This window comes from Microcoleus sp. AS-A8 (assembly GCA_039962225.1).
Lineage (GTDB): Bacteria > Cyanobacteriota > Cyanobacteriia > Cyanobacteriales > Coleofasciculaceae > Allocoleopsis.
The window spans coordinates 25,842-39,565 of sequence record JAMPKV010000007.1 but is presented as its reverse complement, the minus strand read 5'-3'; the positions used below and the strand labels follow the sequence as shown (position 1 = coordinate 39,565).

Here is a 13,724-nt window from a genome sequence, read left to right as displayed (position 1 = left end):
TTTAGGGCGTATCTATCCACCGGGGTTATAGGTAGTGCGCTATCTCGGTATCGGCATCCTGATAGACCTTACCCTTGCCAGATGTTTCCAACACAGGAGGTAGATAGAGTCTACTAGCTTATGTCCCCTGTTCCCATGTTTCGATGGGTCATCGATACTTCGTTTGTTCTACCCATAGAACTCTTGCTTTGCAGTAGGTGCTTTCAGCTATTACCACCTATTCCTGCTTTCACCCCCGCTTTATAGATTTGATGGTCAGTCTCCTCTATAGGGGCTACCAGTTATCTGGTAGTTTGTGTGCTTTCAGTCCCGCACCCGGACGGTAGGATTTAGTGTTTTCTGGATTAGGTTATGATGTCGGCGTGACCCTTTCATCTTTCCCGTTTTCCCCTAGCTGTCTTTGCTTTTGCTCGGCTAGGTGTCTTCACCTGCATGGATAGTAAGTTGTCATCAGCAGAGGATTAAAGTGCGAACTCTACCCTGGTGGGTTACTCTACTGAAGCCTGGAATCCCCCCATTTCTAGGTTTCTCCAGAACGAATCGCACCCAGTCTCATGGGGGAATGCCTCAGAACGGACTTGCGTCCACCCTTCGGTCTTACTTCCCCTCCACTGGCAGAGATGGACGTTCCATCCACCAATAGTTGCATTCTGATGCCTTCTGCTCTAATGTTCGTTGCGGCGTTACCATCCCTGTCGTGGTGAGTGCCGCAGTGAGGGCAAGTCCATTCCCGCACATCTAAAGGCATCTCTTCGACTTGGTGGTAACAATTAGAACAAAGTTTGGAGCTAGGGAACCATCGGTCAATTTCAACTAACTTCCCACCTTTCAACTCTTGCTTATAAGCCAAGAAGTTGATGAACATTCCCCATCCAGCATCAGATATTGCCTTGGCTAGATTGTGGTTACGAACCATGCCCTTGACATGAAGATTCTCTACTACGACAACTTGGTTTTCGTTGACGAGCTTTCGTGAAAGCTTGTGTAGAAAATCCGCTCTTGAGTTGCTCACTCGTTCGTAAACTCTAGCAACAACTTTTCTGTATTTATTCCTAGATTTGCTTCCCTTATCCTTTCTCGCTAGCTTCTGGTGTTTGCGTTTGAGGTTTTTTTCATGCTTTGCTAAATGTCTAGGATTGTCATACTTAGACACTTTGTTGCCGTCACTAGCAACAGCAAAGTGCTTTAACCCCAGGTCAATACCAATTACCTTACCTTCTGTTGAAGGAGCGGGATTCTCCCCTTCTACTTCGGACAAGATAGACGCATAGTATTTTCCCGACGGGTATGCGGTGACAGTGACCGTCTTGATTGTTCCCTCAATAGTTCTATGAAGCTTGGCTTTTACTGTGCCAACCGTTCCTGGTAGTTTGACAGCATTACCTATCACCTGAACGTTTTGAGGGTATTGAATAGACTGCCTGCCATGCTTTGATTTGAGTTGCACCCGGAGTTCATACGAGGAGGGACTTCCCGCACGGAAGAGTTAAAACCCATAACTCCAACGGGCGGCATAACCTCGACAGTCTAGATGGGTGAAACAGGACGCGGAGGCAATGCCTCCTCGATTGCCCCACCACGACTCCAATCGACGATGGGCTTCCTTGGGATGTACCCCACTGACGACGAAATCAACCGCATCACCAGACAAGTGGCGCGATTTAGTCGCACCCCCAGCCGCTCGATTGCTGGCGGGGTCGCGGTACCAGGAATTGATCGTAATGGATTTGCCGCCCATATAGTCCCGGACTTCCTCCATTGCCTCAGCTACCTTGAGAATTCCGTCTACGACTCCCACGGATGCAGGAATTCGGGTTCCGTTCTTGGTTGCTTCTGCCCAACTAAAGTGTCCGCCTTTAAGGATGGGTTCACCTAAGTACACAACCTCCAACTTGGGAATAGTAATGGGTCTGCCTCGATCCGGTGCGCTAATTTTCGTTTCTGGTGGCACCGGCATATCTTGTGGCCTGTTGTTTGGGCTGTCCTCATCTACGGGGTCATACAGATCGAGTAGGATTTTGGCGGTAGACTCGCCTAACAGACCCGGACAATCCAAATGAAAGTATTGCTTAAACTGGTCAAACGCCTGTTTAGTTTGCTCAAATGTCAGCTTTCCAGGATTGAGGAATTTACCTTTGACCAGTAGAGTCTGTATCTCCTGCGCCAGTTCTCTGTCGTTAATCCGCTCAAGCTCGATTGTGCCGTTCAATCCAGTAAGTTTGGGGAATTGCATACTCTTCAAATTTGGTAGGTGACCACGATAAAACTTTCAACGAGGAGAGATATCCTTGAAGGCTCACTCTCTTGTTTCCAATTTAATCGGTGAAATTAAGGCTGACTCATGGCGCGATAGCGTTAGCGTTAGCGAAGCGATCGCGACGAAGGAGCGTCAGCGAGGCGTTAGCAAGGGCGCTGCGGCGTAGCGCAGATCACTCACGTTTGGGAAACTGTGACCCTTGCGTTCATTGAAATAGCGTTACAACTCTGTTTTGACCTTTGAGGAGAAAAGTGTCAAGGGGCGATCAGCTTCTCTGCGAGACGCTACGCGGTTTTCATGCCCGAAGGGCTGTACGCTCGTGCCCAAGGCGAGCGCAAATCTCGAAATACTTCCTACAGAGAATAAAACTCGGACTGTTCACTGATGTTTTCCCAGAAAACAATTCGTGTCAAGGGTGCTTTTGTTGACAAACACTCTCCCATCGGGATTTCTGCCGCTATTCACTACAGTAGCTCAAGGGTTTTCAGCTCTTGTGCACCATTTGCCGATGCCGCTAGACTTGTAAAAAAACATTAATTATCTTCCTCCATGAAAAACTATGACAGAATATCTCTAGTGGCAGTTTTACCAACCCCCTAAAGGTAGATATTAAAATTTAGCTTTTGCCGGGGAAGAAGGGGCAAAAGGGTGCAAGGGAGGAACCAGGGATTTCCGTTGTTCGCTGGAACCATTTTTATAAAGTCGATTGGTCTGAGTGTCCCTAGGCTACCCGTATCACTCGAAGGTCAGCTCGTTTAATACTGTACAAAAAGACCTAATTGTGATACGTCAAACTTCTAGATTGTGCATCTCTTAAATTTTTACCTGACACTCGCCTGATTCTTGTATGAATAAACGTGGGTTCACCCATGAGATAGGTAGTAGAGTTCATTGGGGTGACAATCTCTTCCACTACAGATTTCGCTCTATTGGTCAATTCTTACGTCGTAGATTCATTTTTTGTCTAGTTATTTGTTTGTGTTAGTCCGCATTGTGTTCCAATAAAAAACTTTTGGTTATATGGCGAAAGAGTCTTATAAGCAATTCCTCAAGCGTAACCTATCGGGCATGATAGATCGCCTCGACCTGGACGAATTTCGCAAGGATGCCCTGAAATCCCGATGGCTAGATCAACTCCTGTGGCTAGAGAGTAGCGCAGCCAAAGCGAAGACACGGTTCTATACGCTGAGACTGATCACCATTGTCGGCGGGGTCATCACTCCTGCGCTTGTATCTCTCAATCATGGTCAACTCAAAATCCGGGAGGTGTTTACCTGGACGGCGTTCGGAATGGCTCAAGCGGTTGCCATCTCCGCCGCCGTTGAGGAGCTTTTTGGCTTTAATATTCGTTACCGTACCTTCCGAAACACGGCTGAGGGTCTGAAGGTAGAAGGGTGGCAGTATTTTCAGCTCACCGGACACTACAATCGCTACCGCTCTCACTCAGGTGCCTACGTAGAGTTTGCCGGTCGCGTAGAAGGGCTGATTCAGCAAGATATCGATGGATATCTCACTCAGGTACAGCTTGCTGATGAAGCTTCACGGCAAGCTAGGCAGGAAGCAAAAGAAATGGCGACTACAACGACTGCCATTACCGTGGAACGGCTCAATCAGATTCTGGAAGAGAGAGAAAAAGAACGCCAATTAGCCCCCCCTCCACCACCGCAAGAGGTAACATCAACACCTCAAGGAGAACCCGAACTCGTCTCCGTAACGTCTACAGTGGTGGTGAAAGAGACGAATGGCAATGGTCTGCCCAAAGTGGATCTCAGCATCTGGGAGAACGTGATCGATTTACCGGCGGAAACCAAGCCAGAACCCAAGCTGCAACCTCAAAATGGCTCGACCAACGGGAACCCGACGGGGCGAAAAATGAATGCGGCGGGAATGAGAATCCTGAAGGAATGTGAGGGACTGTATCTAAATTCATACAAGTGTCCCGCAGGAGTGTGGACGATTGGCTATGGTTGCACCAAGGGAATCCGTCCCGGTATGACCATTAGTGAAGCCGAAGCGGAAGAGATGCTCAGGAAAGAACTGACCGAGTTTGAGAAGGGAGTTGAGCGAATCCTCAGCCACATTCCTCTTAACGAAAATCAGTTTAGTGCGTTGGTTAGCTTAACTTACAATTGCGGAATGGAGCCGATCACAGAAGGCATGACCATCCGACGCAAGCTAGAAGCTAGAGATTATCGGGGGGCGGCTGAGGGATTTCTCTTGTGGAACAAGGGAGGCGGGCGCGTGCTGCCCGGGTTGGTGAAGCGCCGAGAGATGGAGAAAAAGCTGTTTCTAAGTGAGGTTTAACAATGGAACAAGATTATTCCGAGCGCTATTCAGAACCCTATTCAGACTCTTACAGAGTTCCCCGCTCAGAGACTGAAGTACTCATCGAGCGATTGGACAAGCTTACCATGACTCTGGAGAAGCAGCACGAAAACCATGACCGACTGATGAGTCTACTTGAGCGCCAGATGACCGTGATTGAGCGGCTGTTGCTTCGGTAGTGGATTTTTGGTGGCGCTCCATTCTTTTGGGGGATATCCAGACAGGCTATATCTGTATCTAAGGTAAAAGGTGGGCATGGCTCACCTTTGTTCTTACTTTCTTATTCCGAACCAGTGATACCAAATCCGGATGAAATATCAGCCTCTAACTTTCAGATCAGCCAATCACTGTCAGTGGATAGAGGATATAAAGTTTTTGCTCTTTTACAGTAAGGGTTAAATGAATAACCCCTGTAGAAGTCAAGAAAGACCTATGGCAGTACAAGGTAAAGAACGTTCAGGCACGGACCCCATGCGTGAAGCCATGGCGACAGCCAATCAAATGGCTAATTCAGCGCGTCAATTGGCTACTGCCGTAGCCCAAGTTGCGGCTGACAACGTTGCCAATACGACGGCTGCTGTAGGCAAGACAGTTGTACCGGCGGCTCAGCAATTCGTGGAACAGGGAACGGAAACGGTAGGAAAAATCGTTACTCCCATCGCGGAAAATCCCCTGATTAAATATGCTGCAAAAGTTCCGGGCATCAACGTACTCATGGCTGCACTCGGTCAGGTTGATCTGGAGAAGGCTCAGGCTGAGGTAGACAAGCTGCGCCAGGACTATCCTCTAGAATCAGCCGCTCAGATTGCTCACCGCATCATTGTCGATACGGCGTTGAAAGGCGGTGGCATTGGATTACTCACTAACTTTGTCCCTCCTTTGGCACTCGCTCTATTTGGAATTGAACTCGCGGCGGTTACAGCACTCCAATCTGAGATGATCTATCGCATTGCAGCAGCCTACGGATTTTCGCTGAAAGATCCAGCGCGGCGAGGTGAGGTTCTTGCTATTTTTGGGTTATCCGTGGGAGGCTCAGGAGTCCTGAAAGGTGGACTGAGCTTTGTGGAACTCCTACCTATCATTGGTGCTGGGGTTGGAGCGTCGAGCAACGCTGCTCTGCTTTACTCCCTCGGACACGTTGCTTGCCAATTTTATGATGCTAAGAAAAATTCTACTAGACCAGTAGAGGTGAGTGTAGTAGGGAATGGGGCTAACTCCTAGCGTGAGCGGGAGAGGATATCACTGGAGTGGAATACCGATTTGTCCAAACCATGTAGCCTTATCCCAGTAGCCCCGTTGGAAACGAATCTTTTCTTCTATAATCTGAAAAAAGCCACAACCCCGTAAACTAAAACTCTTCCCGGAGGGGGGAATTCCAGCAAATTCACCCAGAAAGGTTCCCCCACCTGACCACTCGATAATCGCCCACTCTCCATCTTCAAAGAGATTTTCGATGTGAGTGTAGTTGTCGGGAAAAGCCTGGAAGAACTTTACAAAATCCTCAAAGATTGCCTGTCTTCCCTGAACGGGGTGATCAGCCGCTACCTGAATGTTAGTTGCATCATCATGATAAAGTGCAGCGGCGGCCTGGGCATCGCGAGTGTTGAGTGCATCGACCCAAAGCTGAAGGACTTCTTTCGGTGTTTTCATGTACCTCTCAGAGAAATTAAGAAGGTCGTGTAGGATGGGTATAGCCTACTCTACGAGGCTCAATTTGTCGTTGTCTGGCTTGCTGTCGTGCGCGTTTCTCCTCAGTGAGGCTATCAAAGCAATGGGGACAGGAAATGCCTTCCTGATAATGGGGTGAGGTTTTATCGGATTCAGCAATCGGATGCCCACAACTGCGGCACATCTCATGAGTTCCTGTCTCCAACCCATGCTCTACAGCGACTCGTTGATCGAAGACAAAACATTCTCCTTGCCACAGGCTTTCTTCTGGTGGAACTTCTTCTAAATATTTGAGAATGCCGCCTTGGAGATGATAAACCTCTTGGAACCCTTGAGCCATCATTAATGATGTTGCTTTTTCACAGCGAATACCGCCAGTACAGAACATCGCCACCTTTTTATGCTTGCTGGGGTCAAGGTGGGTGCGAACATAGTCGGGAAATTGGCGGAATGAAGCCGTTTTGGGATTTTGCGCTCCTTTGAAGGTGCCAATACTCACCTCATAGTCATTGCGGGTGTCGATTAGGGTTACTTCGGGATCGGAAATTAGCGCATTCCACTCCTGAGGACTGACGTAGGTGCCGACGCGATCGCTCGGATCGATTTCGGGCAATCCTAGAGTGACGATTTCTTTCTTCAACCGCACTTTTAGGCGCTCGAACGGGGGAGAATCGGCATGAGACTCTTTATGTTCTAGGTCAATTAGACGTGGATCGGAGCGCAAAAAGCATAATACGGAGTCAATCGCCTGACGGGAACCTGCGATCGTGCCATTAATGCCCTCTGCGGCAAGCAAAATTGTGCCTCGGATGCTCTGTGCTTGGCAATAAGCCAACAGGGGGGCTTGCTTCTGTGCGAAGTCCGGCAACTTGACGAATTTATAGAATGTTGCAACAACTTGGGTCATTTCCCCACTCAACTAGATGTGTAGCAAGGTTTTGCTCTGGTTTACAACTTAACCTGACAAACGCCAACTTTTAGATGAATTTAGAAATTTTTGGGTTGACCCCCTTTTTAAATTCATCGGTAGAAGCTACAATAACGAAGGTGACTAAACAGTTCATTCCTGGCTATGGGGGTTTAGCTCAGTTGGTAGAGCGCCTGCTTTGCAAGCAGGATGTCAGCGGTTCGAGTCCGCTAACCTCCATTTCTGTACAACAAGTTACAACTTACTTTAATTTAAATCCTCTCAAACCGTTTGAGCCGAGCTGTGATCGCACTGAGCAATTCTTTTCGAGTAAAAGGTTTAGTTAAATAATCGTCGGCTCCTAGTTCCATCCCCAATCGCATATCATCTTTAGAGACTTTGGCTGTCAGAAAAATAAAAGGAATGTTGGCAGTGGTTGGATTAGAGCGTAAGGCTGTGAGGACATTATGACCCGTTACTCCCGCCATTGTTACATCACAAAGTACAATATTTGGCAATTCTCGTAACGCTATTTCCAGCCCCTCTCTTCCGCCGGAAGCAACAAGCACTTCATATTTATCTGAAAGCAGGTCTTCCAGATTTTCTCTAATTTCTTTTTCGTCTTCAATGACTAGGATTTTTGCGGAATTCTGGTTCATAAGTCAATAAAATTTTTAGCTGTCACCCTGGAAAACTATTGAATACCTTCCAGCTTCAGGAAAGTTACTGCGTAGCCTTTAGTTCAATCGCTAAACGGTGTTTCTCACGGCTCATTAACGATTAACTTGATGGAGTCTTCCTCCAAATTACTGGGTAACGATTGCTCTGGCTACCGAGAAAATACGTAATTGTCAGCAGAGTTACAGTGGCTTCAGTGTTTTTACTCAGTCTGAGGAACAGATAGACTTCAGGGTTCAAATACTGGGGCGCTCTCAAGATCTTCAGGTAGAGGAAATTCTACCACCAGAGTTGCGATCGCAGCAATTTTGGCAAAATTCTCTACTACGCTGAGGCGATATTCTGGAGCAAGTGGTAAATCAATCAGTTGAGCGGTTTGCTCCACATAGTCAGCTATATTTAGGCTTTCTTCAGGCATGAATGGCTAGCTTCCTAGGTCAAAGAGTTGTGACAATTTTACTCTACCCACAAAAATGAGGGAAGAAAATCATTCTGAAGGTGATTTATCTAATGCGGATAGCTCGGTTTTACGGGTATCGCATAGTTTTGTAGTTAACTTTTAGTAGTTTATAACCTTTGGTGGTTACGCTGTATTTTCAAATCACCCAGTTGGGTGAATCCACTGGGTGAAGCGTATTTTAATTAAAAATAGTATTCCCAACAACAATACATAAATTATTAAACATAACCGGAAAAATCTTGATGGCTCTTGTAGCTCTATGTTGTGAACATAGAATATAGAATTACTTCTGATCATGGGAAACTTACTTTACTTACTGAGTGGCATACTGGTTTTGAGTACATCCACGGCTTGTCTATCTCAAACCGAGAAACAAGGAAACAGGGCTACCAATCCCAATACTCCAACAGTTACATTTATAGATTCAAGTACAGCGTCAAAATCTAGACCGAATAAGAAAACCGTCACTGATGAATGGACGCAGAGACAAATTCCAGTCAAGCTTTTTAACCAAAACGGATTTCCCTTTACCACTTACTTTCCTGAAAATGACTTTATTGTTGAATCTGCGGCATCGGATGAAGGTATGGGTGTTTGGTTTTATTCCAAGGCAAGTGGTAAAAAATATCAGTCAGCTTACGTGCACTTTTTCTTTCCAGCTAAGTCTCCAAACCTAGAAGGGATGAGAAGATCAGTTGTTGGAAAACGTGGTTTGATGGAAACCAATAAATGGACGGTGAAGCGCCGCACTCAAAATGTTCCCTATCGCTGGGCTAAAGAAAGAATTGATTTCGATCAAAAGCAAGGCAATAAAAGCATTATGGGAACTGTCTATATTGGCGAATATAAGGGTAAAGCTTTTCGCGTTACCGAGCATTTCCCCGCCGATTACGGAGATGGATTTGCTCCTAGAGCCAGCATCCTTCTAAGAGAATTACAAGCCAAGAATTAACTACGATGAAGAATGAAGTCTGAAGAATCAAAAACATTTTCTCTCTGACTTCATTCTTCATACTTGAATCTCAAATTGTAGCTGATGGCTTTTGAGAAAATCATGTGTAAAATGGTCGACAACATTAGTATTATTGAGTTCTAGATTGTAGAAATCAACAAAATCATGATTAAAATAGGGGCCTGCGTGCCAAGTCCCCATCTCTAACTTGATAAAGCAATTGCCGGGAAGGTGGAATGCGACGATATCTCCTAAGGCTGGTTTGTCAGCTTCAGGATTCGGCGGGGCAACTGCAATTAACCAGTCTTTTCCTTCCAGAGAACCTAAACATTGAGTGCATTGGATATGGCGAGTAATTTTGTGAAACTTACGGCCTTTGTGATGCAGGCGCATAATATAGAATCGAGGTGTTCCATTCTGGAGGTTTAACTGAGCATCATCAGCATCGTAAGATTTGCCATCTTGACTAGCAAAAATGACTTGACCATAAGGTCGGAATCTTTCTGGCGTAATCCATTCGGCAGGTAACTGTTGAATGGTCTTGGCTGTACTCATGGGTTGACCTCTGTTAGTTACAGTTTATTATCTTCTGAATATGGCCTTACAAAGAGGATAACTCACCAGACTAAACGTTGAATACAGGGAAAATCTCATCGCCATTGGCAGGTGTATGACGGCTATCGCTGAAACATTCACTGTACAATTAATGGCAATAATTTGTAGAATAATGCAGCTTGTTGTAGAAACACTGTCGCATGGCTCAAAACATCAGTATTTTTTCCTTTTTCTCTGGAGCTGGTTTTCTTGATTTAGGATTTGAATTCAGTGGTTTTAACATAGCTTATGTAAGCGAAATTCACTCCCCTTTCTTGGCAGCCTATCGCTACTCTAGGCAATGTCTTAACCTACCTGCACCTAGATATGGATACCATGAAGGACAAGAAGCAGATATCATTAACCTAACTAGGGGAGAAACAGCACTCCGTCTGGGGGATTTAATCAAAGATTGTCGTTGGAGCAATGAGCTTGTTGGATTTATCGGCGGCCCTCCCTGTCCCGATTTTTCTATAGGTGGAAAAAACCGAGGGCAAGAAGGAGATAACGGCAAGCTTTCCGCCTCCTACATTCAATTAATTTGTCAGCATCAGCCTGATTTTTTCTTGTTTGAGAATGTCAAAGGCTTATGGAGTACCCAAAAACATCGTAGTTTTTTTGAGCAGCTTAAAGGCCAACTGAGCGAGGCAGGTTATATTTTAACAGAGCGCCTAATTAATTCCTTAGAATATGGGCTACCTCAAAATAGAGATAGGATTATTCTGATTGGATTTCGGAATAATGTGATTCAAGACTTAGGAATAAAGTTTACAAATAAACATAATTTATTATTTGACTGTTTTCCTTGGGATAAGTATGTCATATATCCTAAAAATAAAGTTTTTTCTTACCCTTGGCCTACGACTAACTTATTTCAAGAAAATTCTATCATTCCTTGCCCTGAGCATATTCCTCAAGAATTAACCGTTGAGTACTGGTTTCAAAAAAATGATGTCCTCAACCATCCTAATGCTCAACATTGTTTTACACCTAGAGCTGGGCTCAAGCGATTTGAGTCTGTGGATGAGGGAGATGATTCTAAAAAATCATACAAGCGTCTGCACCGATGGCGTTATTCCCCTACGGCTTGTTATGGAAACAATGAAGTTCATTTACATCCCTATAAAGCCCGTAGACTTTCAGTTGCAGAAGCGCTAGCCATACAATCTTTACCGAAAGACTTTGTTTTGCCCGCTCATCTATCTTTAAGTAATATGTTTAAGACGATTGGCAATGGTGTTCCTTATCTAGCCTCGAAGGCGATTGCCTTAACCATCATTGACTTTCTGGAGACAACTGAATGGCAGATGTCTTATTATTTATCTTGTCATTCCTTGATATAAACAATACAAATAACTACAAGAAGCGTTTACTTTTACGTTAACCCAACTAAAGCTAATCAATTAATATTTAAAAATATACTAAATTTCATCCTTCATCCTTCATATTTTAATAAAGTCGCCTCAATATCGGTTCGCATGGTAGAACTATATCGACAGTCACTATTAAGACAATCCACCAATAACTGATTGGCTTGGTAATACTGCTTGAGTAATTGTAGTTGCAAAGCTGTTAACTGCCAACCGTGACCAATGTGGCGATACTCTATAAGCATAGAATGAAATTGCTCTGCCCACACCTGACCATAAGCCTTCCACCATTGGAGCGAGTAATCGCGACCTTTTCCTAAATCAGGTAATTGCTCTTTGAGCTGCTGGAAACATTGGCTCAATAGCGCTCGCTTTTCTTTCCCTCCTAACTCAGATTCTCTTTCCAAAAGTCTCTCCAAGTTTAAAGCAAAACCCAGCGCCAAAATTTGTTGAATCTCAGGATTGTGTGTCAGACTCTGCACTAAAGAGAAAGCACGCGCTAACTCTAAATCCAAAGCTAACTCCGGTGTCAAATCGCGAGCGAGGTTCCGATCCAGCGCCACCGCCAATCCCAAATCACGGTCTAAAAACAGAGTAAAGTAAAAGGCACGTACTGCCGCTGGTTTGTAAGGGGTTTGCAGCAAATAGCATTTTTGACTAATACCCGCCAAGAATTCCTGCAACTGACAATCTTCTGCCACCAATCTATCAATTTGCTGCTTCATTAGCTTGAGCAAGAGTTCTGCATTCCTCAACAATCCAGCGGTTAGTAAAAAAACTTCCCGCCACTGGGGTTCCCGGATGTGAGTACTCAACCGTTGCAACGCTTCCCTGAGTGTTGCCGTATCCGGACTAGCGACAATGTTTCTGGCGGTTAAATACTCTTGAAATGTCAAATGAGAGAATGAGTAAACCCCTAACGCTCGTTCTACTAATAAACCATGTTGTGCTTCAATCGCTTTCAATACACCCTCGCTATTCAGGCGTAGCGTTTCTGGGTCTATATTGGCTTCTGGTAAAGTTGTTAGATAGTCAGCAATGTGTTGCTCAATTTCAGTTTGTTCAAAGAAGTAATTTCCTTCTTCAAACGTCGTAGCCGCAATATGGCTCAAGAGTTTAATTTTGTGAGGTAACGACAAATTTCGATAAATTTCATCTCGTTGAATGCCTCGCGCTTCATCCCAGCGCACCAATAAAATATCTAATCCCGCTTCATAGAGCTTGGAGCGTTTTTTGGGGAAATCTGCCTTAGCCTGAAATACACTTACGGTTAAATTCAGTAAAATTGGTGTTCTCGCCAATTCTCGAATTGGTTGGTTTTCTGGTAGTTTTAGTTTGTCAATAAACTGAGTGGCTAGATTTAAACCTTTCTCTTCGTTCGGTTTAGACGTTGCTGTCCTAAACCATTTTTTGGCAAAGGCTTCGATTTGAGTTTGGTCAAAATCGGCAAGCTCAACATAAGTAAAGCCAGGAAAACGATACGGTTGAGCGGCAAAACGACAGGTGATAATAAACGAATTTTGATAATAGGTTTCAGAGAATTTAGTGATTTGTTTGAGCAGCGTATCGATATGATCGGCTCGGACTTCGTCTAACCCATCCAGCAAGATTAACACCTTGCCGTGTTTGAGCAAGGTTTCTACATGCTGTACCGAAATACCAAAATCATTTAATTTTTGATTAATATAATCTAATAAACTAAAATCATCCCCAGTCGTGATATTGTTACCTAGCGTTTCCTCCGCTAAGTTTCTCAGTTGAATAAAAATAGGAATTCTAGGTAAAGGTAACTCCCCTCGAATGCACTGAAGTGCGACTTTTTGTAAAAAGGTTGTTTTCCCGGCTCCCGGCTTGCCCATCACCATCAGTTTGGGGTAAGTCGAGATTATCCTTTGGGCATCCGCCAAGCTGCTTGTATCCAGCGCTGGAACTTTCTTCTGTCTCGATTGAGTCAAGCCTAAGCGGTCAAACGGGTTGACTGTCGCTGATTGTAAGTCAGACACCTCTAGCCATTGTTGACAGCTCAGTTGTTCGAGAATGCTGACATTGACATAAATGTCATCTAGTGGTATGGAGTAAGCGATATCGAGTAACCGCAAGGTACCACACTGGGCGAGAATGGGGGAATCGAGGAGCGATCGCACCTGTGCCACTAATGCATCCACATCAGATTCCACCGTTAATTTCTGTACAATCGGTGCTATCTTTTGAGCGGGTGGTGCTGAGTCCAACTGTAAGTCGGCAATCTCTTGCCAATCCAGATCCAGGCTCAAACAGATATCGATAAAAATATGGCGCTCAATTGGCTGACCTTTGAAGAACTTCCAAACCGACTGGCGCGTCTCTAACCCCACTTCACCCGCGAGATACTCTTGCGTCCATCCTTTACGCTGGAAGGCTTTTTTGGCCTGCTCAATGCCTACTGTAGATGCTCGGAGCGATCGCTTTACCATTGGTCACAATTGTTTCCACTTTTGGGTCAATTATGGTATGTATCGCTACATTTTTCTGGG

At 45.1% G+C, this 13,724-nt stretch carries 12 protein-coding genes, 1 tRNA gene and 1 pseudogene; 6 read left to right on the top strand and 8 right to left on the bottom strand.

The window, feature by feature from the left end; translation table 11 throughout:
• Positions 1-520 precede the first annotated feature (520 nt).
• Both NDI48_12575 and NDI48_12570 read right to left on the bottom strand, forming a co-directional pair.
• Positions 521-1,444, bottom strand: a pseudogene (locus tag NDI48_12575) (transposase).
• Between the two features lie 42 nt (positions 1,445-1,486).
• Entirely contained in the window at positions 1,487-2,233 is a 747-nt protein-coding gene (locus tag NDI48_12570) for a D-Ala-D-Ala carboxypeptidase family metallohydrolase (GenBank protein ID MEP0832038.1), read from the bottom strand.
• A 1,044-nt stretch (positions 2,234-3,277) separates the two neighbouring features.
• Between NDI48_12570 and NDI48_12565 the strand changes: the two genes are divergently transcribed.
• The 3 genes from NDI48_12565 (at position 3,278) to NDI48_12555 (ending at position 5,803) form a co-directional block, all read left to right on the top strand.
• Positions 3,278-4,561 (top strand): DUF4231 domain-containing protein, encoded by a 1,284-nt coding sequence (locus NDI48_12565; protein MEP0832037.1) that lies wholly within the window; start codon positions 3,278-3,280, stop codon positions 4,559-4,561.
• Between the two features lie 2 nt (positions 4,562-4,563).
• Complete coding sequence (locus tag NDI48_12560) at positions 4,564-4,761, top strand: hypothetical protein (protein ID MEP0832036.1); 198 nt, start codon at positions 4,564-4,566, stop codon at positions 4,759-4,761.
• A 253-nt stretch (positions 4,762-5,014) separates the two neighbouring features.
• Entirely contained in the window at positions 5,015-5,803 is a 789-nt protein-coding gene (locus NDI48_12555; protein ID MEP0832035.1) for an EcsC family protein, read from the top strand.
• Positions 5,804-5,821: 18 nt separating this feature from the next.
• On the opposite strand, the gene NDI48_12550 is transcribed toward NDI48_12555, so the two are convergent.
• Positions 5,822-6,232 (bottom strand): ester cyclase, encoded by a 411-nt coding sequence (locus NDI48_12550; protein ID MEP0832034.1) that lies wholly within the window; start codon positions 6,230-6,232, stop codon positions 5,822-5,824.
• A 16-nt stretch (positions 6,233-6,248) separates the two neighbouring features.
• Positions 6,249-7,157 (bottom strand): rhodanese-related sulfurtransferase, encoded by a 909-nt coding sequence (locus NDI48_12545; protein MEP0832033.1) that lies wholly within the window; start codon positions 7,155-7,157, stop codon positions 6,249-6,251.
• Positions 7,158-7,324: 167 nt separating this feature from the next.
• On the opposite strand from NDI48_12545, the gene NDI48_12540 reads away from it, so the two are divergent.
• Positions 7,325-7,397: transfer RNA gene (locus NDI48_12540), tRNA-Ala, on the top strand.
• Positions 7,398-7,429: 32 nt separating this feature from the next.
• Here the strand turns inward: NDI48_12540 and NDI48_12535 are convergent.
• Both NDI48_12535 and NDI48_12530 read right to left on the bottom strand, forming a co-directional pair.
• Entirely contained in the window at positions 7,430-7,816 is a 387-nt protein-coding gene (locus NDI48_12535) for a response regulator (protein ID MEP0832032.1), read from the bottom strand.
• Positions 7,817-8,064: 248 nt separating this feature from the next.
• Complete coding sequence (locus NDI48_12530; protein MEP0832031.1) at positions 8,065-8,253, bottom strand: DUF4089 domain-containing protein; 189 nt, start codon at positions 8,251-8,253, stop codon at positions 8,065-8,067.
• Positions 8,254-8,590: 337 nt separating this feature from the next.
• Here NDI48_12530 and NDI48_12525 point away from each other — a divergent pair, with 337 nt between their 5' ends.
• The gene (locus tag NDI48_12525; GenBank protein ID MEP0832030.1) at positions 8,591-9,247 is read left to right on the top strand and encodes a hypothetical protein; all 657 of its coding nucleotides are present in this window, start codon (positions 8,591-8,593) and stop codon (positions 9,245-9,247) included.
• Positions 9,248-9,304: 57 nt separating this feature from the next.
• On the opposite strand, the gene NDI48_12520 is transcribed toward NDI48_12525, so the two are convergent.
• Complete coding sequence (locus tag NDI48_12520) at positions 9,305-9,802, bottom strand: ureidoglycolate lyase (GenBank protein MEP0832029.1); 498 nt, start codon at positions 9,800-9,802, stop codon at positions 9,305-9,307.
• Positions 9,803-10,002: 200 nt separating this feature from the next.
• Between NDI48_12520 and NDI48_12515 the strand changes: the two genes are divergently transcribed.
• The gene (locus tag NDI48_12515; GenBank protein ID MEP0832028.1) at positions 10,003-11,184 is read left to right on the top strand and encodes a DNA cytosine methyltransferase; all 1,182 of its coding nucleotides are present in this window, start codon (positions 10,003-10,005) and stop codon (positions 11,182-11,184) included.
• A gap of 92 nt (positions 11,185-11,276) precedes the next feature.
• Here the strand turns inward: NDI48_12515 and NDI48_12510 are convergent, their stop codons facing one another.
• A complete protein-coding gene (locus NDI48_12510) occupies positions 11,277-13,664 on the bottom strand; it encodes an NACHT domain-containing NTPase (protein MEP0832027.1) in 2,388 nt (795 codons plus the stop codon).
• Positions 13,665-13,724 lie beyond the last annotated feature (60 nt).

Bases quoted from the DNA above. Each gene is read 5' to 3' on its own strand.
- NDI48_12545 (MEP0832033.1), bottom strand. From the start codon at position 7,157: ATGACCCAAGTTGTTGCAACATTCTATAAATTCGTCAAGTTGCCGGAC.
- NDI48_12550 (MEP0832034.1), bottom strand. From the start codon at position 6,232: ATGAAAACACCGAAAGAAGTCCTTCAGCTTTGGGTCGATGCACTCAAC.
- NDI48_12520 (MEP0832029.1), bottom strand. From the start codon at position 9,802: ATGAGTACAGCCAAGACCATTCAACAGTTACCTGCCGAATGGATTACG.
- NDI48_12515 (MEP0832028.1), top strand. From the start codon at position 10,003: ATGGCTCAAAACATCAGTATTTTTTCCTTTTTCTCTGGAGCTGGTTTT.
- NDI48_12570 (MEP0832038.1), bottom strand. From the start codon at position 2,233: ATGCAATTCCCCAAACTTACTGGATTGAACGGCACAATCGAGCTTGAG.
- NDI48_12525 (MEP0832030.1), top strand. From the start codon at position 8,591: ATGGGAAACTTACTTTACTTACTGAGTGGCATACTGGTTTTGAGTACA.
- NDI48_12510 (MEP0832027.1), bottom strand. From the start codon at position 13,664: ATGGTAAAGCGATCGCTCCGAGCATCTACAGTAGGCATTGAGCAGGCC.
- NDI48_12560 (MEP0832036.1), top strand. From the start codon at position 4,564: ATGGAACAAGATTATTCCGAGCGCTATTCAGAACCCTATTCAGACTCT.
- NDI48_12530 (MEP0832031.1), bottom strand. From the start codon at position 8,253: ATGCCTGAAGAAAGCCTAAATATAGCTGACTATGTGGAGCAAACCGCT.
- NDI48_12555 (MEP0832035.1), top strand. From the start codon at position 5,015: ATGGCAGTACAAGGTAAAGAACGTTCAGGCACGGACCCCATGCGTGAA.
- NDI48_12535 (MEP0832032.1), bottom strand. From the start codon at position 7,816: ATGAACCAGAATTCCGCAAAAATCCTAGTCATTGAAGACGAAAAAGAA.
- NDI48_12565 (MEP0832037.1), top strand. From the start codon at position 3,278: ATGGCGAAAGAGTCTTATAAGCAATTCCTCAAGCGTAACCTATCGGGC.